This window comes from Paraburkholderia sp., from assembly GCF_026225065.1.
Classification (GTDB): Bacteria; Pseudomonadota; Gammaproteobacteria; order Burkholderiales; family Burkholderiaceae; genus Paraburkholderia.
In genome coordinates this window covers 1-26,593 of the sequence record NZ_JAMFSB010000057.1, presented here as the reverse complement: position 1 = coordinate 26,593, position 26,593 = coordinate 1, and the positions used below count along the sequence as shown (strand labels likewise).

25 protein-coding genes and 1 riboswitch are annotated in these 26,593 nt (G+C 61.1%); of the genes, 11 read left to right on the top strand and 14 right to left on the bottom strand.

Annotated elements, in window-relative coordinates:
- From M0954_RS04745 to M0954_RS04700, 10 genes are all read right to left on the bottom strand, one after another.
- On the bottom strand, positions 1–365 hold a 365-nt coding region (locus M0954_RS04745), incomplete at its 3' end, for a GDP-mannose 4,6-dehydratase (protein ID WP_297351888.1).
- Between the two features lie 1,702 nt (positions 366–2,067).
- Positions 2,068–4,164: an ADP-ribosylglycohydrolase family protein gene (locus tag M0954_RS04740; protein ID WP_297351886.1), complete on the bottom strand. Its 2,097-nt coding sequence runs from the start codon at positions 4,162–4,164 to the stop codon at positions 2,068–2,070.
- Positions 4,165–4,250: 86 nt separating this feature from the next.
- Positions 4,251–5,084, bottom strand: a complete 834-nt coding sequence (locus tag M0954_RS04735; protein WP_297351884.1) for a carbohydrate ABC transporter permease — start codon at positions 5,082–5,084, stop codon at positions 4,251–4,253.
- Complete coding sequence (locus M0954_RS04730) at positions 5,081–5,920, bottom strand: carbohydrate ABC transporter permease (RefSeq protein ID WP_297351883.1); 840 nt, start codon at positions 5,918–5,920, stop codon at positions 5,081–5,083. Before M0954_RS04730 ends, M0954_RS04735 begins: the two co-directional genes overlap by 4 nt.
- Before the next feature lie 84 nt (positions 5,921–6,004).
- Positions 6,005–7,369, bottom strand: coding sequence for an ABC transporter substrate-binding protein (locus tag M0954_RS04725; protein ID WP_297351882.1), 1,365 nt, complete (start codon positions 7,367–7,369; stop codon positions 6,005–6,007).
- Positions 7,370–7,425: 56 nt separating this feature from the next.
- Positions 7,426–8,445 (bottom strand): LacI family DNA-binding transcriptional regulator, encoded by a 1,020-nt coding sequence (locus M0954_RS04720; protein WP_297351880.1) that lies wholly within the window; start codon positions 8,443–8,445, stop codon positions 7,426–7,428.
- Positions 8,446–8,616: 171 nt separating this feature from the next.
- Positions 8,617–9,387, bottom strand: coding sequence for a short-chain dehydrogenase/reductase (locus M0954_RS04715; protein ID WP_297351878.1), 771 nt, complete (start codon positions 9,385–9,387; stop codon positions 8,617–8,619).
- A gap of 71 nt (positions 9,388–9,458) precedes the next feature.
- On the bottom strand, positions 9,459–10,256 hold the full coding sequence (locus tag M0954_RS04710; RefSeq protein WP_297351876.1) for an enoyl-CoA hydratase-related protein: 798 nt from the start codon (positions 10,254–10,256) through the stop codon (positions 9,459–9,461).
- Positions 10,257–10,279: 23 nt separating this feature from the next.
- On the bottom strand, positions 10,280–11,524 hold the full coding sequence (locus M0954_RS04705; RefSeq protein WP_297351874.1) for a CaiB/BaiF CoA-transferase family protein: 1,245 nt from the start codon (positions 11,522–11,524) through the stop codon (positions 10,280–10,282).
- 52 nt (positions 11,525–11,576) lie between these two features.
- Entirely contained in the window at positions 11,577–12,947 is a 1,371-nt protein-coding gene (locus tag M0954_RS04700) for an MFS transporter (RefSeq protein ID WP_297351872.1), read from the bottom strand.
- A gap of 178 nt (positions 12,948–13,125) precedes the next feature.
- Here M0954_RS04700 and M0954_RS04695 point away from each other — a divergent pair, with 178 nt between their 5' ends.
- Positions 13,126–14,088, top strand: a complete 963-nt coding sequence (locus M0954_RS04695; protein ID WP_297351870.1) for a LysR substrate-binding domain-containing protein — start codon at positions 13,126–13,128, stop codon at positions 14,086–14,088.
- Positions 14,089–14,136: 48 nt separating this feature from the next.
- Here M0954_RS04695 and M0954_RS04690 read toward each other — a convergent pair whose 3' ends face one another.
- On the bottom strand, positions 14,137–14,727 hold the full coding sequence (locus M0954_RS04690; protein ID WP_122155417.1) for a TMEM165/GDT1 family protein: 591 nt from the start codon (positions 14,725–14,727) through the stop codon (positions 14,137–14,139).
- 13 nt (positions 14,728–14,740) lie between these two features.
- Positions 14,741–14,923, bottom strand: a riboswitch (yybP-ykoY riboswitch).
- A gap of 73 nt (positions 14,924–14,996) precedes the next feature.
- Positions 14,997–15,992: a Zn-dependent oxidoreductase gene (locus M0954_RS04685; protein WP_297351868.1), complete on the bottom strand. Its 996-nt coding sequence runs from the start codon at positions 15,990–15,992 to the stop codon at positions 14,997–14,999.
- A gap of 152 nt (positions 15,993–16,144) precedes the next feature.
- Between M0954_RS04685 and M0954_RS04680 the strand changes: the two genes are divergently transcribed.
- Positions 16,145–17,038: a LysR family transcriptional regulator gene (locus M0954_RS04680; RefSeq protein WP_297351866.1), complete on the top strand. Its 894-nt coding sequence runs from the start codon at positions 16,145–16,147 to the stop codon at positions 17,036–17,038.
- 20 nt (positions 17,039–17,058) lie between these two features.
- On the opposite strand, the gene dld is transcribed toward M0954_RS04680, so the two are convergent.
- The gene (gene dld / locus M0954_RS04675; protein ID WP_297351864.1) at positions 17,059–18,798 is read right to left on the bottom strand and encodes a D-lactate dehydrogenase; all 1,740 of its coding nucleotides are present in this window, start codon (positions 18,796–18,798) and stop codon (positions 17,059–17,061) included.
- Between the two features lie 153 nt (positions 18,799–18,951).
- Between dld and M0954_RS04670 the strand changes: the two genes are divergently transcribed.
- The 4 genes from M0954_RS04670 to M0954_RS04655 all read left to right on the top strand — a co-directional run bounded on the left by M0954_RS04670 (position 18,952) and on the right by M0954_RS04655 (position 23,015).
- Positions 18,952–19,848 carry a LysR family transcriptional regulator gene (locus tag M0954_RS04670; protein WP_297351862.1) on the top strand — a complete coding sequence of 299 codons (897 nt, stop codon included), beginning with the start codon at positions 18,952–18,954 and terminating at the stop codon, positions 19,846–19,848.
- Between the two features lie 123 nt (positions 19,849–19,971).
- Entirely contained in the window at positions 19,972–20,712 is a 741-nt protein-coding gene (locus M0954_RS04665; protein WP_123384609.1) for an ATP-binding cassette domain-containing protein, read from the top strand.
- Between the two features lie 26 nt (positions 20,713–20,738).
- Positions 20,739–21,764, top strand: coding sequence for an ABC transporter permease (locus M0954_RS04660; RefSeq protein WP_122152165.1), 1,026 nt, complete (start codon positions 20,739–20,741; stop codon positions 21,762–21,764).
- A gap of 258 nt (positions 21,765–22,022) precedes the next feature.
- Positions 22,023–23,015, top strand: a complete 993-nt coding sequence (locus tag M0954_RS04655; RefSeq protein WP_122152166.1) for a sugar-binding protein — start codon at positions 22,023–22,025, stop codon at positions 23,013–23,015.
- A 132-nt stretch (positions 23,016–23,147) separates the two neighbouring features.
- Here M0954_RS04655 and M0954_RS04650 read toward each other — a convergent pair whose 3' ends face one another.
- A complete protein-coding gene (locus M0954_RS04650; RefSeq protein WP_123384610.1) occupies positions 23,148–23,456 on the bottom strand; it encodes a hypothetical protein in 309 nt (102 codons plus the stop codon).
- 147 nt (positions 23,457–23,603) lie between these two features.
- On the opposite strand from M0954_RS04650, the gene M0954_RS04645 reads away from it, so the two are divergent.
- The 5 genes from M0954_RS04645 to M0954_RS04625 all read left to right on the top strand — a co-directional run.
- A complete protein-coding gene (locus M0954_RS04645) occupies positions 23,604–24,263 on the top strand; it encodes a TetR/AcrR family transcriptional regulator (protein ID WP_297351860.1) in 660 nt (219 codons plus the stop codon).
- 146 nt (positions 24,264–24,409) lie between these two features.
- Positions 24,410–24,697 carry a hypothetical protein gene (locus tag M0954_RS04640; protein ID WP_123384611.1) on the top strand — a complete coding sequence of 96 codons (288 nt, stop codon included), beginning with the start codon at positions 24,410–24,412 and terminating at the stop codon, positions 24,695–24,697.
- 143 nt (positions 24,698–24,840) lie between these two features.
- Entirely contained in the window at positions 24,841–25,413 is a 573-nt protein-coding gene (locus M0954_RS04635) for a TetR/AcrR family transcriptional regulator (protein WP_297351857.1), read from the top strand.
- Positions 25,414–25,494: 81 nt separating this feature from the next.
- Entirely contained in the window at positions 25,495–26,376 is an 882-nt protein-coding gene (locus M0954_RS04630) for an NmrA family NAD(P)-binding protein (RefSeq protein ID WP_297351855.1), read from the top strand.
- 78 nt (positions 26,377–26,454) lie between these two features.
- Positions 26,455–26,593, top strand: a 139-nt coding sequence (locus tag M0954_RS04625) for an SDR family NAD(P)-dependent oxidoreductase (protein WP_297351890.1), incomplete at its 3' end; no start/stop codon positions are given.

The window sequence follows — 26,593 nt, the reverse complement described above, 5'->3', positions numbered from 1 at the left end:
TTCGGACTAAGAATACGGATACCCTCAAGTAGATTCAGTGCCCCAATGCCCGTTACCTCAGCGGTAGTAATCGGTTGATCGAAGGACACCCCCACAAAGCTTTGCGCCGCAAGATTATAAAGCTCATCCGCCTGAGCTCTCTCAAGCAGCCTTAACGTAGAGCCAAGATCGGTAAGGTCGTGTTCAACGAGTTGCAAATTGGGATGCCCGGAAACAGCCAGTTCGTTCATCCGCCAGAAGTTAACGGAACTGGTTCGCCGGTACGTTCCGGTCACCTGATAGCCCTTGTCGAGCAGCAGTTGCGCGAGATAAGCGCCGTCCTGGCCGGACACACCGGTGATTATTGCTTTGCGTTGGTCGCGCATGGGTCGCCTTGGATAACGGTAAAAAAACAACTGGGAGATTCAAACAAAGCGTGCTCCGAGAAACCGACGAGCGAGCCGCACACAAGTGGGGCGCCCGCGCAGAAGTCCTGCACCGGATGCAACTGGTGGGGCACCGATATGAGCATGTTGGCCAAAGCGCAGTCCATATCCCCCAGCGGCGGAGTGTTCGGTCATCGCCACCACGGCCGCGCCGCTGACGTTGAACCGGCCATCGGATATCGAGATTCCCTTTTCGAGGCGGCGCGACATCCCGCATACCTTCAATATCGTCTCTAACGCGCTCTGACGCCCGTGCCGTTCGAACGCCCCAGTCGACGATGGAACGCCAACGAAACACGCTGGGCGCCATTACATTCCGGCTGCCTCGATAACGGGGCCCTGACGGCGCCGACCCGCCGGGGAGACTCAGCCGCTGCGACTGCTTGTGCCCACATGCCTACAGCCCCGAAACTGCAGAGTGAGCGGCGTCCCTTCGCTCCGACCTGTGGCCCACATGGCAGATCGAAGATTCGCGATGAACATAATAGACATCCATCGCATACGGACTGGAAAGAACGAACAGTACGATTCCCATGTGGTTCCGTGTAAGTTGATATTTCGCGTGTCAGCCGCGTGTGCCACAAGATCTAAAGTCGCCCAAAGCCCTGACGCGCTTATTCTAGCGAAACTTGTACCATGTATCGATTCGGCGAGATGCTCCGTCTGAATTCGCCGCGCTCTGGCGCTGGTATCTCTTTCATCCAGATTGACCCGGTATGTAACCCGTAACGCTGTCGGCATGTTACAACACGGGACGTAACGTCTCAGGTCGAGCCGATCGGGTTACTGATTTGACGCCGGGCACCCGCGTATCGTCGATAACGAACCGACTCTGGGCACACCTGAACTTGAACAATCCGGTTCCGGTGGATCCACCAGAGACGTTCGCTGTCGCAGCGGACGTCATTGGCATGTCCGGGAGTGGCGACTGAGTAACTGACGTATTTCCAGCGCCCCGAAGTCATATGCGCGAGAGTCAATTCAAAGACCGAAGGGCGGATACAAGCATGCCGAAATGCGCAAACGCCACACGCTATCCGCAGTTCCTGAACCGACAGCAATCCAGCAGCGCGCACCTGAGCAGAAACCACGACAGTAAGAAAGATGCGGAACGACCGGAGAGAGTACCAACGCCGTCGAAAAGCAGATGAACCGGGTGCCACAGTTCCGGTGCATGCCAAATTGATGAGCGAGCCGCGCGAGCCGGTTGACGTTCCTGCTCGTGATATCTCGTGATTACCGTCCGAATATGCATCCGGCAGTCATGGATTCAACTCACAACGCTGGTTTCAGATACGGCTTAGAGATGCAAGTCAATAAGGGAGCATCGGAGCGCTACGCCGTTATGGACGTGTAGTACGCTCACTGCCTACGCCGATGAAGCAGCCCTAGAGCAACCACCCGACCGGAGCAAGGTTATGTGTTTAAGAAACTTGCGAAAACCACGGGGCGTCGACGGAGAGCGGAATGCTCGCGGCTTCGCCTGAACGTCTCACCATATTGACTCGTAAATCAACCTATCCCTTCTTATCAATACCGTAGCCGGCCAACTACTGTCGCTTTGAATGCCAGGCACAGTAGGCCGCAAAGGTGCGGGCCCCGTTTCGCCCTCCCCTCAATCGCCCAAGGGCCCGACTCACGGTCAGTTGCCGTTCACGCGGATCTCTGATGTCGATAGCGCCCCCTCGTTGATCAAAAGTCCGATCCCCCCGTTTTCATAGGGTTGTGTGACGTCGCGAGCCGAGAACACGGATTGTCCCTCGATCGAGCACGCGATCTGGTTACCATTCAGCGTCACCGACATCAGATAAGGCCGCTCGAGCGCCCACGCGTACGCCTGTTCTGCGAGCACCGTCCGCTTGCCGTCCCTGACCTTGACGAGGCGCAGATAGCCATCGCGCGATAAAAGCATGGCGTAAAAGCGGCGCAGTCCCTGAACCCGAAACGCCAATCCACCCTCATGCCCCAGATGGACAGCTATGCTCGACGACACGGTGTAATCGCTCCACTGCCGCGTGCCGTGAATGATGATGCCTTCGCCCACGCTTTGCGAGATGCGGAACGCAGCCGGGAAATTCTTGCTGAAGATGCTCACGCTGTTGATCCAGGCGAAGCGCCAGAAATCGCCCCCCTCGTCAGGACGACGCAGACGAAGCTCAGGCGGTCCGTCAACCCGCAGGTAGTCGACCAGCACCGTCCCCTTCGCCTGAGGGGCGGCGGTCGTCAGACTGAAGCCGATCTGCTGGATCGGCTGGCCTCCGGTATCGGGCAGGCGCCAGCGCAATAGCGTGCTTTGTCCCGGTGACAGCGTCTGTGGCTCACCGTCGATCGTGTTCAGCGTATCGCCCTTGCCGTAGACCTTCACACGCAGATTGACGGACACCTGCGCCGAGTTGTCAGGCTCGGCGGCAAGCTTCGTCTCGATCCATTGCCCCGAGTAAACGAGCGGCGTGGCCATCAACTCATACACCGGCATTTGCGGCGCATTGGATGGCGAGAAAGTCGGCGTCATCGCCGCGAGCGTCTGACCCGGCGCGAGCGACTTGATGCGCAAGGCGAGCGCGCCATCGCTGTTTTCCACGCTCAATGCGCCCGGCGAGCCCTTCCCGGAATCGGCCTCGAAACCCTGCACGCTGCCCGGCAAGGAGAAGTGGAAAAGCGCGCCGTTCTTGGGTATATCCGGGGCGGGCATGCCCGCGAGCTGGTAGCCAAAACCCGCGATCTGATACGCGATTCGTACCGCATCGGTAACCGCGCTGCCGCCGTCGGCTGAAGAGATCAGCATCCGGTCCGCGATCGGGCCGCGCCAGTCAGGTCCCGCATCCACCCCCGCGAGACCGAGCTTGATACCCAGCAGACAGCCGAGATTGCCCGAATTGCAGTCGGTATCCCAGCCGGACGTGTTGACGATCATGAGCGCCTTTTGCAGATCGTCTGGCGCGTAAAGCAGACTCATGATGATGAGCGCGTGATTGGGCACCACATGGCAGTTGCCCGGGAATTTGTCGTAGCCGTAATGATCCTGGATGCGTTGCCGGCAATCGCGCCACTCAGGCAGTTCGGCGTGCCAACGGCGCACGTCGCTGATCAGGCGGGCGATCAGACTGTCCTTGGGAATCACTGAGAGTCCGACTTCAAGCAGATGCTCGACATCGTCTGAAACGAAAGCCTCGGCTTCCATGGCGGCGAGCAGCTTGGCCGCATGCACGGCCTCGCCGTCGTGACTCACCGTGGCGGCCTGTTCGGCGAGGCGCGCCGCGAGCTCGGGCTGGCCGGGCGAGACCATGGCCCAGCCGTCGATGAAGATCTGCGCACCTATCTGCTCCGCGACGGTTTGCCCGTTGACCTCAATGGAGCCACTCGCGGGCGCCGGAATACCGCGCTTGAGGTTCAGCCACGCGGTGTGCTCGCTGGAGTTCCCGCTGCCGCCCCACCAGAGAATCGCCCGGTTCTCGACGATATTGTTGAGCCAGGTCTTGCCGATTTCCTCGGACGAGAGTTCCGGCTTGACGCCATGCTCATCGAACGCACGCAGAAACGTGAAGGTGCCTGCGACGTCATCGTCGGTCACGACAAGCGGGACACCTAGCCGGTCGTGCACGTAGTACTCGATGGTCCCGAGTTCGGCCATGATGCGCTGATGAGTCCAGTTCTCGAAAGGCCGGCCAAGGAACACGCCGATCAGCTTGCCCAGGACGCCGGCATAGACACGTTCAAGATAATCTTGCTGAAGAGACATGAGTGGCACCTCTCAATACGATACGGTTGACGAAAGCGCGAAAGGCGAAGCCGCTCGCACAAAACGGTACGACGCAGCTGCGGCATTCAGCCTTTGACCGATCCGCTCGCCATGCCTTCGATAAAACGTCGTTGCATGACAAGAAAAAACACAACCATAGGCGCGACGATAAGGAGCGCGGTAGCCATGATCTCGCCCCAGTCGCTGCTGTACTGACCGCCCATCGAGTAAAAGCGGACCACGGCGGTCTGCACGGGATGTCCCTGCAGGAAGGTTGTCGCGATAAGGAATTCATTCCAGGTGTTCATGCCGGCGATCACCGCCACGGTGAGCAGCCCCGGCGACACGAGCGGCAGCGTGACGCGGCTGAACACCTGCCAACGCGTCGCGCCGTCCATGATCGCAGCCTCTTCGATTTCCACCGGAATCGCCAGAAAATAAGTACGCAGCAGAAAGATCGAAAACGGACTGTAGATCGCCGTATAAATCAGCGACGTCGCCACGATACTGTCCAGCAAGTTGAGCTTCGCGAAACCGAAATACAGCGGGAACAGATAAAGCTGGATGGGCAAGGTGGTGGTAGCGAGAAAGTACGTCGCAATCCAGCGCGAGCCGCGCACTTTCTGCCGGGCGAGTGCATACGCAGCCATCGAACCGGTCGCGCAGATAAGCACGATCGTCAGACCGGTCACTTTCACGCTGTTCAGGAGCGACCTCGCCATCTCCGCGTCGCGCCATGCCCGCACGAAATTGATCCACTGCGGCACGTGCGGCAACGCGAGCGGATTGGCCACGATCTCCGCGCTCGTCTTCAGCGCGCTCACGGCCATCAACGCCAGCGGGAACAGCGCGATGGCAGCACCTAGCGCGAGGATCACGTAGGTGATCGTCAGCGTGCCCCGGCTTATGGCATGGTTCACGATTCAAGCTCCCGTTGCTGAATGCGAACATAGAAAATTGTCGCCACCAGGCCGAACAGGCTGATCACGAGCGCCACGGCAGCAGCCGGCCCCATGGTGAAGTTATAGAAAGCGTAGCGATAGGAAAGCGTCGAGAGCACTTCACTCGAAAACGCGGGGCCCCCTTGCGTCAAAACATAAACGAAGTCGAACGCAAGGAACGACCAGATCACGGTCATGATCATCATCAGCACGATGGTGGGCCGGATGGCCGGCAGCAGGATGTAGCGCATCAGCTGGAAGTAACCGGCGCCGTCGAGCCGGGCCGCTTCAATCTGCGCGGGATCGACCTGCCGGAATGCCGCAAAAAAGATCACGGCGAGAAATCCCCACCAGTGCCAGAGATCCACCGATGCAACAGCCAGCAATGCCGTCGACGGATGCGCGAGCGGGTCGTCGAGGTGTACGCCGAAGACATGCAGCCAGCCTATAAGCCCGCCGTCCGGGTTGTAGACCATGCCCTGCCAGATCCGCGCAATAACCACGGTGGCGATGATGGCGGGAAGGAAATAGACAATCTGGAAAAAGGTCCGTCCGCGCCGCACCATCAGCAGCAGGGACGCAGCAACAAGACCCATGATGATCGGCACGGTGAGGAACAGCGCGGTCCACTTGACGTTGTTCAGAAGCGCCGAGAAAAACACGGGATCGTCGAACATCGCACGGAAATTGTCGAGCCCCGCGAACACCGGATCCGACGTGCCGTCCCAACTGACAAACGCCATGGCGATCGTGAGCAACGCCGGGATCAGGATGATCAGCACGTTAATCAGCAACGCCGGCAAGAGAAACCACATAAGGTCAGCTCACAATGGCATTTCAACGGTACAGCGCGACAGCCTCATGACCATCGCGCGCGGCGACAAATCCTCGGCAACCCATCAGCGGGGTGGCAATGGCGGCACCTTGCCGTCCTTGAGTTCCTTCGCGAAGGTATCCTGCATGGTCTGCAGATATTGCGCGACGGTGATCTTGCCGAGCCACACCTGCTCGATGCCGCGGATCAGATAATCCTCGGTCGCGGGCGGCCAGTAGGTCCACGTCGTATAGCCGTAGTTTCCATCACGCACGCCTTTCGAAAACGACGTCACCGTGTTCGCGAACAGCGGCGAAACGTTCTTCTCGAGCTTGGCGGCATCCACCGACGTCAGCGGCAGGTTCCAGTCGCCTGGCCAGTCCTTGCTGATCTTGTCGTAGAACGCATCGGAGTACATATAGTTCAGGAAAGCGGCGGCGGCGTCCGGATTGCCTGAACCCTTGTTGATCGACATCGTGCTGCCGATGCCGATCTCGTAGGTCGGGTAAGGCACGCCATCACGCAGACTCGGTAACGCGACGACGCCGAGTTGCTGGCCGGTCTGCGCGAAGGCTTTGGTCATGAAGTCGAACGAGAACGTGCCGTTAGGCGCCATCCCGGCCTCCCCCTTGGCAAGACGCAAAGCCTGCTGGTCGCTCGACAGCGAGAAGTAGTCCTTGCCGAACCAGCCCTTCTGGTACCAGTCGTTCAGCATGCCAATTGCCTGCTGGAACACGGGTGCCGTCCACGGCAGCTCGCCCTTCAGCGCCTTGTAGACATTGTCCGGTCCGGCGAAGTGATTGAGCACGACCGTCACATGCCATTCGTTCGCGTCGCGCCAGTCGCCGTTGCCGACCGAGAACGGCGTGATGCCCTTGGCCTGCATCGCTGCCGCGAGTTTGTTCAGATCGGCAAGCGTCTTCGGCGGTTGCCAGCCGTTTTTATCGAACAGCGTCTTGTTGTAGTAGAGCACCATCGTCTCGAAGGTGCGCGGCAGCACATAAATGTGTCCCTTGTAGATACCGGCCTTCAGTGCCGGCGCAAGGATGCGCTGGTCGAGGTGATACTTCTGGATGTAGCCATCGAGCGGAAGAAGATGACCTGACTCGATCAGTGGGAGCGCATAGGTGGGTCCGGGCGTCATCACGATGTCCGGCCCTCTGCCGGCGAGGACGGCCATGCGGATCTGCTTGTCGCCCGCCCCGCCGGATTTAACATCGAGCGTGAGCGGGCTGCCAGGATTCGCGGCGTTAAACGGGTCGACGAGGTCCTTCTGCAGGATGCGCTGCTGATCCGGCGTGGCGCCGCGTTGATACCAGAGCGTGATCGGATCGTCGGCGAAAGCAGACGGCGTAGTAGCCGGCACGAGCACGGAGAGCATCGCGCAGATCAAGGCGACGCGCCGCGACGCCGTGACACGAGATTTACCCACTATTGCTGTCATCTTCATCGACGTCTGCTCCTTGATAGGCTGGATCTGTATCGCCGCGCCGGGTGCTCAGGTGCTCACGTGGACTGGCGCGGTACGACTTCGAATGGCATTTCGCGGTGACGCCCTGGCGTGTTTTCGGGCAGTTCGGTGAGCCGCTGCAGCATCATGTGCGCGGCCACCTGCCCGAGGACGTTCTGAAACTGGTTGACGGTGCTGAGCGCCGGCGTGAGAACTCGCGCAGCAAAGATATCGTCGAAGCCCATCACGGCGATGTCCTCGGGAATGCGGTATCCGGCTTCCCGAATCACAGACATGGCGCCGATCGCCATCAGGTCGTTGGCCGCAAAAAGCGCGCTCGGACGGTCTGCACGCAGCAGCACTTCACGGGCCGCGCTACCCCCGGCCTCCTCATCGAATCCACCATGAACGACGATATCGGGCACAAGACCCGCTTCAAGCATGGTGTTGCGGTAGCCGCGCGCCCGATTGTCCTGCGGGCCACCGGTGCCCGTGATCATCGTGATACGTCTGTGCCCGCGTTCGAGCAGATAGCGTGTGGCCGCCGTCGCCGCCGCGACGTTGTCGACGAACAGATTGTCGATCGGCAGCGGCCCGCTCTTCTTGGCCGAGGTTTCGATGCGCAGGACCCCGACATTCACGCGCGTCAGCGGTTCGAACTCCGTCGCCCGCAACGCGAAGAACACGCCGATGATGCCGTCGACCCGGCCCTGCATGCCCCATTGAAGAACGCGGCGCTCACGGTCTGCGTCGGACTGGGTGTTGAGCGCGATGACGTCGTAACCAGCGTCCTCGGCTGCGACCTGCACGCCACGCACCAAGGCAGGGTAGAAGGGATTGGCGATGTCCGGTACCACGCAGGCCAATGTCATGGTCCGCTGTGTCCGCAGCGCCTGCGCCAGGATGTTCGGCATGTAACCGAGCTCCCGCGCGGCTCTGAATACGCGCTCGAGCGTCTCCCCAGGGAACGATTGGGTCGTCGAGTTGCCAAGAATGAGAGACACGGTGGTTTGCGACACGTTGGCGAGACGGGCTACCTCGCGCTGCGTCGCCCGCCTCGATAGCGTTGGCTTCATTTCCGCAATAATCCGAATTAGTAATTCGTATTAGTCGAAACATATCACTCGATTCTTTGGGATGCAACAAGGAAATACCCAGAGAAAACCCGAAAACTGGAAGAAAAATGGGGAACGCTCAAGGCGTAGAGAAGGGGACTGTTCGCGGCTTCCCAGACAATCCCCGCAGGATCAGCGATAGCGGGCGCCGCCATCGGCATCGATAACGACGCCACTCAGGTAAGAGGCTCGGGCGGATGCCAGAAACGCCACGAGGTCCGCCATCTCTTCCGGTTCCGAGGCACGCCCGAACGGCAACGTGCCGAGCAGTTCCTTCCAGCGCGAGGCGTCGCCGAAGGCGCTTTGTGCGCGGCCGCGGTACAGCTTTTCGAGCCGCTCGGTCGTGCACGGGCCGGGATTGACACCCACCACCCGCACGCCGCGCGTCGTCGCATGCACGCCGACCGCCTGGGTGAATGCGACCAGCGCGGCATTCGCCGTGGCGCCAAAGATGTAGTCCTGCCGCGGCATCACGCCGGCGATTCCGATGACGTTGACGATCACGCCGCTGCCACGCTCCATCATCGACGGCAGCGCGAGCTTCGCGAGATCGATGTAGCCGAACAGCTTGAGCTCCCAGCTCGAGCGCCACACGGCTTCGTCGACGGCCTGCAGGCCGCCGCCTGGAATGGCGCCGGCATTGTTCACGAGTATGTCGAGCGGGCCGGCCGATCCCAGTAACGCCGCACGGGCACCGGCATCGGCGAGATTCGCCGCCGTGGTCCGCACCGGCACACCGTACGTCGATTCGAGTTCGCCGCGTGCTGCTTCCAGCGCCTGGGCATTCGAGGAGACAAGATGCACCGCGCAGCCTTCCTTGATGAGGGCTCTGGCGCAGGCGAGGCCGATGCCACGCGAGCCGCCCGTCACCAGCGCCGACTTGCCACCGAGTTCCAGATCCATCGTTACTCCTTCGTTAGTTGTGCCTTCCATATCGGACATGACAGATCGCCCTCTTCTCTTCTTTTCCCTGCTCAGTCGCCGCGAAAGTTCGGCGCGCGTTTTTCGGCGAAGGCGGCACGGCCCTCGGCGTAGTCATGACTCTGCGCCGCCTGCTCCAGCAGCTGCGTGACGACCTCGTCACGCAGCGCGCCGTTGCCGGACGCGAGCGCGTCGAGCATCGTCTTCGAACCGGAGATGGTGAGTGGCGCACAGTCCTTGAGCTGAACGGCAAACGCCTGGGCCACCGCGAGTACGTCGTCGGCGATTTCGTCAATGAAGCCGATACGCAGCGCGCGTTCAGCATCGAACTTCTCAGCCGAATACAGGATGCGTTTGGCATTCGCAAGCCCGACCAGCGACAGCAACCGGCGCGTCCCGGCGATGCCGTACACAATCGACAGCCGCGCCGCCGGAATCGCGAAGCTCGCGCCCGGCACAGCAAAGCGGAAGTCGCACGACATCGCGACGTTGCAGCCGCCGCCCATGCAAAAGCCATTGATCGCGGCAATAGTGGGCTTCGGACACGCGGCGATCCGGTTGCAGCAGCCTTCGTAGGCACGTTCGTACTCGAGTGCCTGCGCCGCGTCGGCGCGCACGGTGCCGAACTCCGAGATGTCGGCGCCTGCGCAGAAGCTCGTGCCATTGCCAGTCAGGACGATCGCGCGAACATCGCGTCGCTCGCCAAGCGCGTCGAAGGTCTCGCCAAGGCGCTGCCACAGTGCGAAGGTGAGCGCATTGCGGCGCTCGGCGCGGTTCAAGGTCACGCGCGCGATGCCGTCCTCGACCGTCACCTGAATGGCATCGGCGGATGCCGTCGTCTGGTTTTGCATGGGAACGTCCCCGTTGATTTCGATCAGTTGACTACAGCGGCGGCAACTTGCGGGCTCTGATGCGCCGCGCCCGAGCTCAGCAACGACTCGATCTCGCCATCGGCGAAGCCGAACTCGCGTAGCACCTCAGCAGTATTCTCCCCGACCCGCGGCGCTGGCGCATCGGCGAGCGTCGAAGCGCCGTCGAACAGCACCGGCAGGCCAAGACCGCGCATGGTGCCGCCGTCCGGCGATTGCACGTCGACCACCATACGGACCGCGCGTGTCTGCTCGTGATCGAGCGCCTCACCGACCGTTTGCACCGGTCCGCATGGCACCTGCGCGGCTTCGAAGCGCTCGGTCCACGCAGCGCGCGTGTCGCGGCCAAGTTCGGCGTTGATCAGGGTCTCGAGTTCGCGCCGGTTCGCGAGCCGGATATCGGGCGTATTGAAACGGGGGTCTTCGAGCCACTCGGGATGACCGAGGACCTCGGCCACGCGGCCCCAGTTCGTTTCGTTGGCGCCGCCCAGGGCGAGACCACCGTCGCGGCATTTGTAGACCTGGTACGGTGCGATCAGCGGATGCGCGGTGCCAGCCGGCTTCGGCACGATGCCACGCGAAAAATACGCGGCCGCATACCAGTACATCTGCTGCATCGACGCCTGCAGAAGCGAGGTGTCCACACGTTGCCCGCGGCCCGTGCGCAGCCGCCGGATGTACGCGGCAAGCGAACCGAACGCGGCAAGGATGCCCGCATTGACATCGGCGATCGAAACACCGGGCTTGACCGGCTCGCCGCCCTCCTCGCCCGTCACGCTGATGAGGCCGCTGAAGGCCTGCAGGATCAGATCGAAGCCGCCACGCGACGCGAGCGGCCCCGTGCGGCCGTAACCGGTGATCGAACAGTAGACGAGCGCAGGATTGATCTCGCGCAGCGCCTCGTAGCCGAGGCCAAGACGCTCCATCACGCCCATGCGGAAATTCTCGGTGAGGATGTCAATGTCGGCGACCAGCCGCAGCAGCGCGGCGCGGCCATCGGGATGCTTGACGTCGAGTGCGATCGAACGCTTGCCGCGATTCAGGATCATGAACGACGGCGGCAATCCGCTGTCGCCCTCGCGCCGGTAGCGGCGCGCATCGTCGCCCTGCGGATAGCGCTCTACCTTGATTACGTCGGCACCGAGGTCGGCAAGCATTAGCCCGCAGGTCGGGCCGGCCATGATCTGCGAGAGTTCGAGGACCTTGACGCCGGCGAGCGGCTGGTCGAGATCGGTTGAGGTCGAAAGCATGTGAAGTGACTCCAGGAAAATGGGTGGGCCAGTGGTGATCCGCGCTCAGCGCTCAGCGCTCGGTCACGTTGGCGCGAGCGACGAGGGACGCCTTGCCGTCGCCACGCATCGGCGTGGACGCACGGCTGCGCGGCACAATGGCGAGCAACAACAGACCACCGAAGCAGAGCACCGCGGCGAGCAGATACAGCCCCGAAGTCAGGGACCCGGTGGCTTCCTTCATCAGCCCGATCGTGTAGGGCGCAACGATGCCCGAGGTCGCCCCGAGACTGTTGATGAAGGCAAGACCGCCGGCGACGAGTGAAGGCGCGATCGCCGCGCTCGGCATCGACCAGAACACCGGCAACGTCGCCGAGACGCCGATCGCGCCGACGCTCAGGAAGGCGAGCGACCACAAGGTCGGCATACCAGGAAGCGCCGAGAGGGCCAAGCCGCACGCGCCGGCGATGGCGGTCGCGGCAAAGTGCCAGCGGCGCTCGCCGGTGCGGTCCGAGTGACGTGCGATCAGCACGGTCGCGATCGCTGCACTGCCCCATGGAATCATCGAATAGAGGCCGATGTGCAGGGGATCTTTCTGGCCGAAGCCCTTGATGATGCTCGGCACCCAGAAGTTGAGCGCGTAGATCCCCGAGGTGGCGCAGAAGAACACCAGCGCGAACAGATAGACCCTGGGTTCGCGCAGCAGCGAACCCATCGTCTTGCCGCCGAGACGCATACCCACGAGTTCGCGCTCAGCGACCAGGCAGGCCTCGAGTGTGGCCGCTTCGTCGGCGGTGAGCCATGTGGCCGCGTCGGGCCGGTCCGCGAGGCGCACCGCGCAAATGACTGCCATGACGATGCTCGGCAGACCTTCGAGCAGGAACAGCCACTGCCATCCGGCGAGGCCGTGGGCACCGTCGAACGCAGTCATGATCCAGCCCGATAGCGGGCCGACCACGACACCCGCGATCACGATGCCCGAGGCAAAGATGGCGATGGCCTTGCTGCGATGCGCCTGCGGCAGCCAACTGCTCAGGTAGTAGATCACGCCTGGATAGAAACCGGCTTCGAGGACGCCGAGCAAGAGGCGCGCGGCATAGAACTCGTGGGGCGTGCGTACGAACAGCATGGCCGAAGAACACAGGCCCCAGCCGGCCATGATCGTGCAGAACACGCGCCGCGCGCCGAAGCGTCTGAGTAGAACGCTCGCCGGCACCTCGAACAGGACATACGTGACGAAGAAGAGGCTCGCGCCGAGACCGTAGGTGGCGTCGGAAAACTTGAGCGACTCATGGAGTTGCAACTGCGCAAAGGAAATGTTGAAGCGGTCCATCGAGCAGAACAGGTAGCTCAGGAACAGGACCGGCGTCAGGCGCCGAACCACCTTGCGACAGACGGCATCCTGCGTTTCGTCGAGCGTGAGGACGCCGGAACGGGAAGTCATGCTTGTCTCCTTGATTGTGCCGATACGGTGCCGATCGGTTGCGCAGGCCGTAAAGGAACGGCCAGGCGGCTCTTTTATGTGTTCGGAGTATAGGAAGATCGCCCGATATGAAAAAATACCGAATCGAGATCGGCCGATAAGGCAAACTTATTAACGAGGGCAATCAGGGAGCGGGCATATGGAATTGCGTCAGTTGCGATATTTCGCGGCCATCGTCAAGCACGGCAACATGACACGCGCGGCCGAGTCGCTGCATGTCGCGCAGCCGGCACTGAGCCAGCAGCTCGCCAGCCTCGAAGCGGAAATGCGCGGCCGGCTGTTTGAGCGCGGACCGCAAGGCATGAGCGTGACCCCCGCAGGCGAGATCCTGTTTCGCCACGCGCGCAGCCTGTTGCTGCAGATCGACGATATGCGCGAGACCATCCATCACGAGATCGCGCGCCCTTCTGGCCGCGTGGTGATCGGCATCGCTGGCAGCACCGCGCGCATTCTGGCCGCGCCCCTGCTGACGGCTTTGAAGCCTTACCCGGATATCCTGGTGGAACTGGTGGAGCGTCCCAGCGCCGAACTCGTGGGACTCGCCGCGCAGGGCTCACTCGATCTGGCCATTGCAGTCGACGCCGAGCGTGTGCGCGGCGTCTCGCTCACACCGCTCTTCTACGAACAGTTGTATGTGGTTCAGCGGCGTAGCCGCGGCGGTCGCAAGCCTGCAGCCAATGATCCGGATACGGGCCTACCGTCAATCAGGCTGGCCGAGCTCGCCGCGCAACCGCTGTTGTTGCCGAGTCCGCCGAGTACGATTCGCAGCCGCATCGAGAGCGCGCTGATTGCGGCGCATCTGCCCTACCGGCTCGCGGCCGAAGTGAGCGCGACCGACCTGCTGATCCGTCTGGTGGCGGCGGGAGTCGGCTCCACGGTGCTGCCCTGGAGTGCGCTCGCCGAGGATGTGGCACATCGGCGCATTGCAGCTTGTGTGCTGGCCGACGCCCCGCTGCAGCGGGAACTCTCGTTATGCGAGCCGGCTGGGGTGCCGCTGTCCCCGGCCGCCGAAGTGGTCCGCACCGCATTGCTGGCAGAGTTGCAGCAGCTTGCGGCGTCGCCCGGCTGGCGAGGGGTTGAGTCTATCGGCACTAGCAAATAGTGCCCCCGCGGTTCGACCGCAGAGATCAATCCGGCCCACTGGGCGGTGCTAAAACATCGGATGCGCGTCCGGATACAGCGCCGTTCTCAAGGCCAGTCCACCGAGCACCACAAAGATGATGGCCGCGAGAACGTGAACGGCTTTTGTCGGCAAGCGGTCGGCAAACTTGTGTCCCAGATAGATGACCGGCACGTTCGCCAGCATCATGCCCAGGGTCGTGCCCGCGACGACACCGAAAAACTCGTGAAAGCGCGCAGCGAGCGCGATGGTCACGATCTGGGTTTTGTCGCCCATCTCCGCAAGAAAGAAGGTCACGGCCGTTGTGCCGAAGACACCCATCGTATTTTTCGAAACCGCTGAATCGGCGTCGTCCAGTTTGTCCGGGACGAGGATCCACACAGCCATCACCGCGAACGACGCGACGACCGCCCAGTTGAGGATGCCGGGTCGCAACACGCTTGCAAGCCATGCTCCTAGCGCGCCGGACGCCGCATGGTTGATGAGCGTCGCGGCCAGCACGCCAAGAACGATGGGAATGGGCTTGCGATAGCGGGCCGCCAGCACGAGGGAGAGCAGCTGCGTCTTATCGCCGATTTCGGCCAGGCCAACAACGCTGGTTGAAACGAGAAAGGATTGCATGGGATGTTGTACCCGGGCCGCGCCGAAAAAACGCGATGACGCGCATTCCGGCGACCCGGTTAGGTCGGAATGCGTGTCATCGGTCTTGCCAGGCATTTCGCTGCGTACGCCATGGCAGATCTTGCGACCTGCCAAGCATGTTGACGTGCGCCCCTGAACGTCGCGTTCAGGGCGGCTACTCCCCAATGAGCAGGCGCGATTCTATCGCGCCGTGCGTTACAGATGCAACCTTCCTGTCGGAAAGGTTACAAATGCAATGGCCCGGTTACCTACGCTACCAGGATCGCCTTGGTCCCGTCAGACGGCTGGTAAGCCATGGCCTGTTCGATCTGGTCAAAACTGAATTCCTTGCCGGTTCGGGTCGCGAACATGGGATCGTCAATCACGCCCCCAAGTGCTTTCAGCGCGGACACGAGCTTTGCCTGCTCCTTCACCGTCCTGCTCTCGAAGTTGCTGAAACGCCTCATGGTCAGGTTCTTCATCATGAACAGCACGGACTGAATCGGGATCGGCGTGCTCGCTCCGAGAACGCCGTAGATGTAGATCGTGGAGTTCATCGGCAGCCTTGGCGCAATCTTGCCGAGCAGGTCGCCGCCGACGCCGTCGAATACCGCTGTCGTCCCCAGTTCGGCGGACAACGCGCCAAGCGTGCCGGTAAAGCCCTCGTTCGTCACGATCACGTGCTCCACGCCCAGACCATGGAGCGCTTCCCGCGCCGCTTCGGTGCGCACAAGGAAAATCGCCGGCAGGTTTCTGCGGCGTGCGAGTGAAGCGAGCGCATGTCCCGTAGCCGAATTCCCGGCCGTGACGATGACGCCCTTGTGGCCCGCTTCGGCAATCTCTTCCAGAAACGCGAAGGCCGTCATGACATTGACCAGCGAACCGGAATAGTCCCTCGCACGCACATGCTCCGGCAGAATCACGCAACTCGTGTAGGGCACCTGCGCTCTCTCGCACCAGAGACCGATACCCTCGGCGCTTCTGCCGAGCGACCGGTAGATCGCCACTTGCTTGCCCGCATATTCCGCCGGCACGCCTGCCCCGACTGCGACCACCCTCCCTGCTCCCGACGCACCCCACACGTCATGCTGGCCCCCTGCCAACGGGTTGCCCGCCGCTGCCGGCATTTTGAGGAACGTCTTGTCGCCGTGGTTGATTGCCGACGCATCCATGTCGACAAGGACATGGCCCGCCGCAGGCTCGGTCGGGGCCGGGATGTCACGCACTTCCAGCTCGCGGCTGGGTGTCACACAAATCGCTTTCACGAATCAGCTCCTGATGTTTCGGCTCCGCTCCCGGTTCCAGTTGCGGTGTCAATGACTGCACAGCCCGTAACATAAGCAACTTCATCCATTGCCGAAACGTAGCTTCAGGACATACCATCAATTCCACTTTGGAATGGATGACGGTGAAGCACATGGACCGACTGGATGCGATCCGGCTGTTTGTACGTCTCGTCGAATGCGGCAGTTTTTCCGCCGTGGGACGTGAGGAGGGAATCGGACAACCTGCAGTCAGCAAGCAGATCGTTGCGCTGGAACGGCATCTCGGCGCGCAACTGGTTTTGCGTACCTCGCGCCAGATCGCGATCACCGACGCGGGACAAGCCTTCTATGAATCGGCAAAGCAACTGGTGGACGAGTTCGACGCGCTCGAGTCTTCGGTCGGCGCGCGTCAGCAGTCGCCACGAGGTCTGGTCAGGCTTAGCACCGCTCCAGCGCATGGCCGGCTTTGCATTACGCCGCTGCTCCCCGAATTCTTTCTGCGCTATCCCGATGTCGCAATCGAATTGTCCACCTCGGAGCGGCCCGTCGACCTGGTTGGAGAAGGGGTCGATCTGGCCATCCGTCATGGAAGACTGGTCGACTCCTCGCTCACCGCGAGGAAATTGTCCGAGACCGATTTCGTGCTGGTGGCAAGCCCAGGCTATCTGGCCGCGAAGGGTGTGCCGACCCGGCTTTCGGAACTGGACGCGCACACCTGCATCGCGTTTGCGAAAGGCCGTGAGCGCAGCCCCTGGTCACTCAAGGTCGGGCGCGAAACCATCTCTTACGTTCCGCATGGTTCGGTGATTACCGGCGATGCCGAGCATATTCGCGCAGCCGTGCTGTGCGGCCTCGGCATCGCGCAGGCGCCGTTCTGGTTGCTGGCGGAAGAGATCCGCTCTGGCGAAGTCAGGGTATTGCTGCCCGGTTTACAGCCGGAGAAGGTGCCGAGCCATGTCGTTTATCCGGCTGGCCGCCGGGTACCGATGCGAGTGCGCGTGTTCATCGAATACCTCGTGGTGGCCTTCGAGCGTCCTGGGGGTTGAGAAGACGCGATTGACGTCAATTAAACCTCCGCTTCCCGATACTTCGCGAACTTCGATGTCTGGCCGATCCCTGGGTTGAAGCAGTTGCACGGATCGAGTTCCTGATAGAACGTCGCAAGCTGCGGCTTCGCGCGGTACAGGTGCCCGACATTGTGTTCCGCCGGATATTCGGCGCCGCGGCGGTCCAGCAGTGTCCACATCTTGTGCTCGACTTCGAGGCAGTCGTTGCCCTTCTTGACGATGTAATCCTGGTGGAACACGTGGCAGAGGAAGTGGCCGTAATACATTTTGATCGAAATCGTCTCTTCGATGTCGGGTGGCAGCGTCTCGATCCAGTCGCGGTCATTACGCCGCAATGCGATGTCGAGCGCGACGATGTTCTCCACTTCCCGCGTATGCACGGCGCGATAGCGCACAGCCGCGCCGGCGGCAGCGAAGCGGTGCAGGAACGCTTTCGTGCCTTCTTCGTCCGTGCACTCGAAATAACCGCCAGTGGCATTGGCGAAGAAATCCGCGAGGAAAGCACGCGTCTCCTCGACGCTTTCGGCCGAGACCTTCAGCATCAGATGATGCTCGTATTTGTCACGATACTGTTTCATCCGCGGCGGTAGATGGCTTGGGAAAAGCCGGCTCGCAGCCTGCATGACGCGGTCGGTGAGATGCGAAGGAAGAAAGCCGAGGCGATCGAACAATGAATCGAAGCGGCTCTTGAGTCCGAAAAACGCGGGCAACCGGGACGTGCCGAGATAGTTGATCGCAAGGAAGGTGTCCTTCCCGTATTCTTCGGCGATGTCGAAAGCGTCGCGATGGAGATATTCTCCCGAGATCGGCAGGTGCTTGAAGTCGTGCAGCGCGTGACGGCGGATCTCCGTGAGTTCGTCGGGTTGGTTCGTGCCGATATAGAACACTTTTGCGTTCTGCTCAATCGGGAACGTATCGAGCCGCACGCCGAACACCATCACCTTGCCAGCCGAGCCTGACGCTTCATGGAGGCGCTGTGGATCGGCGTTGAAGCGTGAGGGCGTATCGGCATCGATTTCACGAACATGCGTCGCGTAGCCGTGATCGGACCCGGCGCCCGCGTCGTGGCGAATATCGGCATCGGTGAATTCGCCGCGCTCAAGGCGGCCCAGGATATCCTCAGGTGTATCGCCGAGCTCGATTCCCAGATGGTTGACGAGGTTGAGTTTTCCTGCCGAATCCACCTGGCCGAATACCGCCATTTCCGTATACGCCGGGCCGCGATGCACCAGCGCGCCGCCCGAGTTATTGCAGACCCCGCCGAACACGGACGCACCGATGCAACTCGAGCCGATCACCGAATGCGGCTCGCGGCCAAGAGGCTTCAATGTCTTTTCCAACTGGTCGAGCGTCGCACCGGGAAGGCAGACGACCTGCTTGCCAGCGTCGATCACGTACACCTTCTTCATGCGGCTCGTGCTGACGATCACAATGTCGCGATCGTAGTGGTCGCCGTCCGGTGTCGAACCGCCGGTGAGGCCCGTGTTCGACGCCTGCGTGATCACAATCACATTCGCTGCAATGCACGCCTGCAGCACTTTCCATTGTTCGACGATTGTGCCGGGACGCACCACCGCGAGCGCCTTGCCTGTGCCAAACCGAAAGCCGGTGCGATAGCGGCGGGTTGCGCCATCATCGGTCAGGGCGTGCTCCTTGCCGACGATGTTGCGCAGATCCGCAATCAAAGTGTCAGCGGCATTATTCGAGACCACTGCCGACGATGCACGGGTTGCTGACATTGAAATCTCCTGAAAAAACGTTGAGCAAGACGCGCACCAACTTGAAGCAGCCGGTCAGGTGTGACCTTTGAGCGCATCCGGTTGACACAAGGTTAAAATCAAGCCAGTCATTAGTCCAATATCTCGAAGCCACTTTTTGGAGACGAAAAAGATATGGAATTTCGTCAGCTACGTTACTTCCTCGCGGTGGCCGAGCATCTGCATTTCACCGATGCCGCGACGCATCTGGGTATCGCTCAGCCGCCGTTGAGCCAACAGATTCTCAAGCTCGAGCGGGAAATCGGCACTGCGCTTTTCATCCGGCATCCGCGTCGCGTCGAACTGACCGAAGCGGGACGGCTCTTTCGCGAGAGCGCACGGCGCATCGTCGAGGATGCGCAACAGGCTTTCGTCGAAGTACAGAACGCGGGACGCGGAGAGACGGGGCGGCTTTCGCTCGGTTTCGCCGGTTCGACGGTGTTTCATCCCGTAGTCGCGACGACGATGCAGCAGTATCGGCACGCGTATGAGCGCGTGTCGATCAGTTGCGAGGAGAGCAACAGCTCGGCGCTGCTCGACAAGGTCGCCGAGCGCCAGCTCGATGCCGCACTGGTGCGCATGCCGCTCGATTGCGGGGAGTTGATCGTCGAACCGCTGGTGGATGAAGACATGTTAGCGGTTCTACCGGCGAACCATCGCTTGAGCCGGCGACGGCGCATCGATCTGGCAGACCTTGCGGGTGACCCGTTCATCCTCTTTCCACGGCCGATCGGCCCGGATCTGCATGACTCGATCATCGCTGCCTGCCACGAAGCCGGCTTCGCGCCCTCGATCAGCATGGAGTCGCCACAGATCTCATCGGCGGCAAATCTCGTGGCGGCTGGATTCGGCGTCGCCGTTGTGCCCGCATCGATCCGCCAGGTCCAGGTGGAAGGGGTGTCGTATCACGAACTGAAGGGCAAACCGCTATCGACGGGTATCGCGTTGATCCATCGGCCGCGCGAAAAGTCGCCCACTGTGCTGAACTTTGTAAGGGTCTTGCGGCAGCAACGAACCGGCGACCGCAGGTAAACCCCGGTAGCCACATGTCTTGCGAAAAGGCACCGTTGTGCTATAAAAAAATGCTGGTCAGCGTATCTTCCGGTCGCCCTGCCGAAGAAACGGGCGGCTCCACTGGAGCGAGAACGATAATCCATGAGTCTGTTGGAGCTCAGAGACGTATCCAAACATTTCGGCGCCATTCGCGCCCTGAACGAAGTGACGTTCAGTCTGGAGGCCGGCGAGGTAGTCGGGCTCATGGGGGACAACGGCGCCGGCAAATCGACCCTGGTGAAGGTCATTGCCGGTAACTTTCCGCCATCGCACGGCGAGATTCTCATCGACGGCAAGGCGGTGCATTTCAACCGTCCGGTTGACGCCCGTGGTCAAGGGATCGAAGTCGTCTATCAGGACCTTGCGCTCTGCAATAACCTGACGGCGGCAGCCAATGTCTTCCTTGGACGCGAGCCGCGCATCGGCTTCGGACCCATCCGCATTCTCGATCACGCAGCCATGTACCGGCGCGCCGGCGAGCTCTTCAAAGAACTGAAATCGGAGACACGTCCGCTCGATCTGGTCCGGCAGATGTCGGGCGGCCAGCGACAGGCCGTGGCGATTGCCCGCACGCGCCTCTCCGAAGCGCGGCTCGTCATCATGGACGAACCGACGGCAGCCATTAGCGTGCGGCAGGTAGCGGAGGTGCTCGATCTCATCAAGCGCCTCTCCGAACATGGCATTGCTGTCATTCTCATCAGCCACCGCATGCCCGACGTTTTCGCCGTCGCCCAGCGCGTGGTCGTCATGCGGCGCGGGCACAAGGTCGCGGACAAGAACATCGAAGCGTCGTCTCCGGAAGAAGTCACCGGCCTTATCACCGGAGCGATTGCCACCGCCTGAATCTGACTCGAACAGGAGTCCCGAAATTGAACGATCCGCAGGAACAGCCCACCCCCCTCTCGGCATTGCTCGATAATCCGCAAGCCGCGCGGACACATACCCGCTGGTCGGGGCTGCTCGCAAGCCAGGTGTTCTGGGTGGTCGCGGCCACGATCGTCGCCTGCGTCGTGCTCTCGTTCGTCACCTCCACCTTTGCGACGCCGCAGAATCTTTTCAACGTCACGCGCAACTTCGCCTTCGTTGCCATCGTCGCGCTCGGCATGATGGCCGTGATCGTCACGGGTGGTATCGATATTTCGGTCGGCTCGACGATCGGTCTATCCGGCATCGTGCTCTCGGTGGTCATGAATGCCGGCTACCCGATCTGGGCGGGCATCGGCATGGGTCTTCTGACCGGCGGAGTCGTCGGCCTCGTCAACGGTTTCCTGATCGCCTATCTCGACATGCAGCCGTTTGTCGTGACGCTCGGCATGCTGAGCGTCGGCCGCAGCCTCGCGCTGGTGTTCTCCGGCAGCCGGACCATTTTCGAATTCGGTCCCGACGGCAGCAAGCTGCTCGCGCTCGGCGGTGGCAAGACCCTCGGCCTCGCCAATCCGGTGTGGTTTCTGCTAGTCCTCGCCGTGCTGTTCTGGTTCGCCTTTGCATTTACGCGTTGGGGCCGCTACGTGTTCGCGGTCGGCGGCAACCGCCACGCGGCGAATCTCACGGGCGTGCCGGTGCGTCGCATCATCTGCTCCGTCTATCTGCTCGCCGGGCTCATGGCGGGCGTCGCGGCAATCCTCGAAGTCGGCTGGCTCGGCGCGGTGACGACCGGCCTCGGCACCGGCGACGAGCTGCGCGTGATCGCCGCGACCGTGATTGGTGGCACCAATCTGATGGGCGGGATCGGCAGCGCGTTTGGGACCGTGGTCGGCGCCGCACTCATCGAAGTGATCCGCAACAGCCTGATCCTGCTTGGCGTGGACTCGTTCTGGCAGGGGACAGTCGTGGGTGCGTTCATCATCGTCGCCGTGCTGTTCAACCGGCTGGGTGGCGAGCGGCAAGGAGATTGACATGTCTTCGGACGCACTGGCCGCGATCGCGACCGGTGCCTGGAGTGCGACCGGGCGAGACGCGGAACTGCCGGACGCAGGGGCTCACAAGAAACGCCATGTTCCGCAAGAAGGTTAAGGCCCGGAGACGGGCCTGCCTTGCGATTATTACGACAATCGTGCGAGCAGACATAGGCACCGCAGAGCCGGCGCCTATTACTTTGTATGAGACCGGACGAGGCGCCAAAGCGCTCACTCCGGCCGACACAGGAGGCGACAATGAAGAAAATGTTGATGTGTCTTGCTGCGATCGGAGGGCTAGCTGTACTGGGCACCTCCGCGTCCGCAGCCGATAAGACCCTGGCGCTGGTCGTGAAGGGGCTCGACAACCCCTACTTCGACCTGATGCACCAGGGATGCGACCGGGCGAACAAGGAGCTCAGCAAACAGGGCTACACCTGCTACTACACCGGCCCTGCAACCGCTGCCGACGAAAGCGCTGAAGTGCAGATCATCGACGACCTGCTGACCAAGGGCGTTTCCGCCATCGCGGTTTCGCCCGCGAACGCGCCGGCCGTAGCCGAAGAATTGCGCCGCCGCAATGTGACGATCCCAGTCATCACCGCGGATGCCGATCTGTTGCCGAAGGATGCGTCGCTGCGCAAGACTTATGTCGGCACCGACAACTACGAACTGGGCGTCAAGCTCGGCGAGCAGTTGAAGTTGCTGATGCCGAAGGGCGGCAATATCTGCCTGGTGATGGGGAACCCCGCGGCCGAGAACATCAACCAGCGCGCAGCAGGTACGCGTGACGCACTCGCCGGCAAGAAGGGAGTCCAGAAGCTCGCGGGAGAAAACGGCTGGAAGGAGATCAGCGCCTGTCCGCTTTACGTGAACGACGATGCCGCCAAGGCGAACCAGATGATGCAGGACACGTTGACGGCCAACGCGACCGGTCTCGATGCCTTCGTGCTGGAAGGCGGTTGGCCGTTGTTTGCGCCGCAGGCCTATTCGCAGGTCGTTCAGCCGATCATGGACAAGATCAACAGCGGCAAGTTCGTGATCGTCTCGGCGGATACGCTTGGACCGGAGATCCAGGCACTCAAGGATCACAAGGTCAACGTGCTCGTCGGCCAGCGGCCGGAGGAAATGGGCTATCGGTCGGCGATGGTTATGCGTGATCTCGCGGAAGGCAAGACGGTGCCGCCGGTCATCCATACGGGTCTTGACACGTGCACCTGGAAAAACGCCGACACCTGTCTCAAGCATTGACGACAGGCAGCGTCCATTAGTTGCAGGGATGGATGAGGAGCCGAGGCAGCCATGCCTCGGCTTTTTTATCGCCTTGTCGTCGAAGCACTGCGCGCCGCCTCCCGATTGAGTCGCACGGCCGCGCCCTTGCGCTTACGACTCCCAAGTCTTGCGGGCTTTGCCGAAGTGGATCGCGCAAAAAACGCCCATCACGACGAAGCCGAGACATCCTGCAACGAGCGCGGGATCGGTCGCGGCCGGAATGCCGTGGCGGACAAGAAGAAAGCCTCCAACCAGAAGATTGGCAAAACCCCAGACGACATTAACAAGCGGTGACGAACGCCCTATTCCTCTGGGCGTTGCGAAAGGAGTAGGAAACGCCTCTCCCCTCAAGCCGCTAGCGAGATGCGGTAAGGCATTGCAGATGAATAGCCCGGAAAAGAACATTGCGATGTAGTACATGAAGGTAACCTAAGAGTTGGCCGGATTTGAGAGGGTATCCTCTCATAATTGAGATACTAGAGGCAAGCCTCGCATAAGTAATCTGAAGCTGCGGAAAGAAAGCCGGTCTTTCTTGCGCTATTGCTTCGTTACAACAGCCGGGGAAATATGAGAGGATTCGCTGTCGAAACCTCAACTATCTTCAGCGAGAACCTCGTTCCCATGTCATCCACCCGACCCACCGTCGCGCAAGAGCCAAAGAGACAGCGAGGCCGCGACCGGGTCGCGGCCATCATTGAGGCAGGCGTCAAGCTGTTTAAAGAAAAGGGCTTCGACGCGGCGACGATGACTGAGATCGCAGCGCAGTCGGGGACGGCGATCGGCTCGCTTTACCGGTTTTTCCCATCCAAAGAGGCGCTAGCAGACGCGCTGCTCCTGCAATATGCCCAGCTTGTAACGACGGAGTTAGCGGAGCTCGAAACGAAAGTGTCGGGCATGGCGCCTGACGAGGTAGCCGATGCACTGGTGGATTTCTCGCTGTCCGTGCGCCCACAGCACAGCTTTGCGATTTCACTGCTGGAGGAGCGCGGTGGCCGCGACGCGAAGCGCGTCGAGTTCAGGGATGCCATGCGTAGCCACATTGCAAAGATACTTCGCAGAGCGATTCCCGAGCTGGGAACCGCCAAGTCGAGGACCATGGCGATTGTCGTCTTGCATACGCTGAAAGCCGTGACACGGGCTGAAACAGAAGCGCCCGCCACACGGACGCAAATCCTCGCGGAAATTCGAAAGCTGCTGCGCGTGTACATCGCCTCGGCTCATGGCTGAGCACTGCGGGATGGGCTCACCCGCAACTTCGCAAAAACGATAAGAAGCGGCCACGGCGAAGGCGCTCATTTTTGGCTAATTGTCGCCAGGCAGAATGGCTCCTGTCAGCAAGAGCATCTCCCCCACACAAGCGACAGGAGCCAATCATGAACATGAAACATATTGCATCACTCGTTATCGCGACGACAGCGTTAGCGTTTTCCATCGGCAACGCACAAGCGGCACAAGGCTGCGGACCGGGAGGATGGAGGAATGCCTGGGGCCAATGCCGCTATGCGGCTCCGGTTATCGTCCAGACGGCCCCGGTCGTGTATGCCGCGCCTGCGGCCCCCGTTTCGAGCTACGCCTGCCCGCCGGGATACTGGCTCGGTCCGTGGGGACATTGCCGCGACACGCCCTACCATGGCCGCTTGCCGAACGGGATGTACCAGTGAGGCGGCCCGGAGCGCGGCGAGTCCATGAACCCGCCGCGCCTGGTGCATCGATCAGTGCCGCAATCTCATTGCCTGGACGGGTTGACTTTCTTTTAGATGACACATATCATCTAAATCGTGATGCCACCGGGAAGCCACAAATCATGAAAAAATCCAAGGTTGAAACCGCCGAGACGCGCCAGCGAATCGTCGAGGTAGCTGCCCGGGAATTCAGGGCCAACGGCATCCAGGCAACTGGCGTGGCCGACCTGATGTCCGAGGCGGGGCTGTCTCATGGAGGCTTCTATCGGCACTTCGACTCGAAAGATCAACTGGTCGCTGAAGCATGCGAAGCGGGACTGAACACCATGATCGGAGAACTCGAGGAAGCAGCTAACGGCAGCGAAGGAAAGGACGGTTTCAGGGCCATCGTTGAAGCCTATGTCTCGTCGACGCATCGGGACGAGCCGGAACATGGCTGCCCTCTTGCGGGTCTGGGTAGTGAATTGGCACGTGCCGACGAACAGGCCCGCACGGCGGCTTCACGCGGGTTTGATGAGCTCGTCGAACTGCTGGCGAAACGCATCGGACGTCGGCAGCGGGAAGCGGCAAGGTCCGAGGCTGTGTTCGCGCTCTCGGCCATGATCGGCGCTATCACGATGTCGCGAATCATTACGGACCCCGACGCTTCGCTGTCAATACTGCAGGACGTCAGGCGACACCTCGAAGCAATCTAGGCATTCCCGGAGATTTTGCATACGTCATTTTTTTTACTTTTAATGTGCATACGCACTCACATACACATTGGAGAATCCACCATGAAGCAACGTCAATACCTCATCACAGGCGCCACCGGAAAAACAGGCGTCCATACGGTTCGAAACATTCTCAAGGATGGACATGCGGTTCGCGCGTTCGTCCATCAGGAAGACGAGCGGAGTGCAGCGCTGCGCGAAGAAGGCGCCGAAGTCGTGGTTGGCGATCTTCTCGAGCATGACGATGTCATCCGTGCAATGGCCGGTGTAACGGGCGCATACCTGTGCTATCCAGTACGCCCCGGCTATATCCAGGCCACCGCATACTTCGCGGATGCTGCGCGGCGCGCAGGCATCGAAGTTGTCGTGGAGATGTCGCAGATCTCCGCGCGGGAAGACTCGAAGAGTCACGCCGCACGCGATCACTGGATTGCGGAACGTGTGCTCGACTGGTCCGGCGTGCCGACCGTCCACATTCGCCCGACCCTCTTCTCCGAATGGCTGACCTTTCCGTGGGTGCGCGATTCGATCGTGCAGGAAGGCAAGATCACGCTGCCATATGGCGCGGGACGCCATGCGCCAATTGCAGCAGAAGACCAGGCTCGCCTGATCGCCACCGTGCTCACACAACCCGCTAGCCATATCGGCAAGACTTATCCATTGCTCGGCCCCATTGAGTTGAACCAGCAAGAGATTGCCGATGAGATCGGCAAGGTCCTGGGCCGCAAGATCACTTACAGCCCGTCAACCATCGAGCAATATCGTGAGCACCTCGAGAAATACGGTCTGCCGGAGTTCTTGATCCAGCATTTCCTCGCGATCGCAGTTGACTATCAGAACGGAATTTTCTCCGGAGCGGACGGCGTCATCGGGGAGATCACTGGGCAAGCTCCGCAAACCGTTGGTGAATTCGTTCAAGCCAATCGTCACGCGTTCGAGCAGTAATTTTTCCAGGTATGCGGCCTTTTTTTTGGGTCTGCAAAAACACACTTCTCATGTAGTTATCCTAAAGGAGTACGAATCATGAAGCTGAGCGGAAATACCATTTTCATTACCGGCGCAACCTCAGGCATCGGCCGCGGCCTCGCCGAGGCATTTCACAGCAGGGGCAACAAGGTCATTATCGGCGGCCGTCGAAAAGCCCTGCTCGATGAAGTGACGC

Coding starts and splice junctions, on each gene's coding strand:
- M0954_RS04680 (WP_297351866.1), top strand. CDS start 16,145: ATGGACCGACTGGATGCGATCCGGCTGTTTGTACGTCTCGTCGAATGC.
- M0954_RS04645 (WP_297351860.1), top strand. CDS start 23,604: ATGAGAGGATTCGCTGTCGAAACCTCAACTATCTTCAGCGAGAACCTC.
- M0954_RS04730 (WP_297351883.1), bottom strand. CDS start 5,920: ATGTGGTTTCTCTTGCCGGCGTTGCTGATTAACGTGCTGATCATCCTG.
- dld (WP_297351864.1), bottom strand. CDS start 18,798: ATGTCAGCAACCCGTGCATCGTCGGCAGTGGTCTCGAATAATGCCGCT.
- M0954_RS04635 (WP_297351857.1), top strand. CDS start 24,841: ATGAAAAAATCCAAGGTTGAAACCGCCGAGACGCGCCAGCGAATCGTC.
- M0954_RS04655 (WP_122152166.1), top strand. CDS start 22,023: ATGAAGAAAATGTTGATGTGTCTTGCTGCGATCGGAGGGCTAGCTGTA.
- M0954_RS04720 (WP_297351880.1), bottom strand. CDS start 8,445: ATGAAGCCAACGCTATCGAGGCGGGCGACGCAGCGCGAGGTAGCCCGT.
- M0954_RS04640 (WP_123384611.1), top strand. CDS start 24,410: ATGAACATGAAACATATTGCATCACTCGTTATCGCGACGACAGCGTTA.
- M0954_RS04630 (WP_297351855.1), top strand. CDS start 25,495: ATGAAGCAACGTCAATACCTCATCACAGGCGCCACCGGAAAAACAGGC.
- M0954_RS04725 (WP_297351882.1), bottom strand. CDS start 7,369: ATGAAGATGACAGCAATAGTGGGTAAATCTCGTGTCACGGCGTCGCGG.
- M0954_RS04665 (WP_123384609.1), top strand. CDS start 19,972: ATGAGTCTGTTGGAGCTCAGAGACGTATCCAAACATTTCGGCGCCATT.
- M0954_RS04710 (WP_297351876.1), bottom strand. CDS start 10,256: ATGCAAAACCAGACGACGGCATCCGCCGATGCCATTCAGGTGACGGTC.
- M0954_RS04695 (WP_297351870.1), top strand. CDS start 13,126: ATGGAATTGCGTCAGTTGCGATATTTCGCGGCCATCGTCAAGCACGGC.
- M0954_RS04715 (WP_297351878.1), bottom strand. CDS start 9,387: ATGGATCTGGAACTCGGTGGCAAGTCGGCGCTGGTGACGGGCGGCTCG.
- M0954_RS04670 (WP_297351862.1), top strand. CDS start 18,952: ATGGAATTTCGTCAGCTACGTTACTTCCTCGCGGTGGCCGAGCATCTG.
- M0954_RS04650 (WP_123384610.1), bottom strand. CDS start 23,456: ATGTACTACATCGCAATGTTCTTTTCCGGGCTATTCATCTGCAATGCC.
- M0954_RS04740 (WP_297351886.1), bottom strand. CDS start 4,164: ATGTCTCTTCAGCAAGATTATCTTGAACGTGTCTATGCCGGCGTCCTG.
- M0954_RS04700 (WP_297351872.1), bottom strand. CDS start 12,947: ATGACTTCCCGTTCCGGCGTCCTCACGCTCGACGAAACGCAGGATGCC.
- M0954_RS04690 (WP_122155417.1), bottom strand. CDS start 14,727: ATGCAATCCTTTCTCGTTTCAACCAGCGTTGTTGGCCTGGCCGAAATC.
- M0954_RS04705 (WP_297351874.1), bottom strand. CDS start 11,524: ATGCTTTCGACCTCAACCGATCTCGACCAGCCGCTCGCCGGCGTCAAG.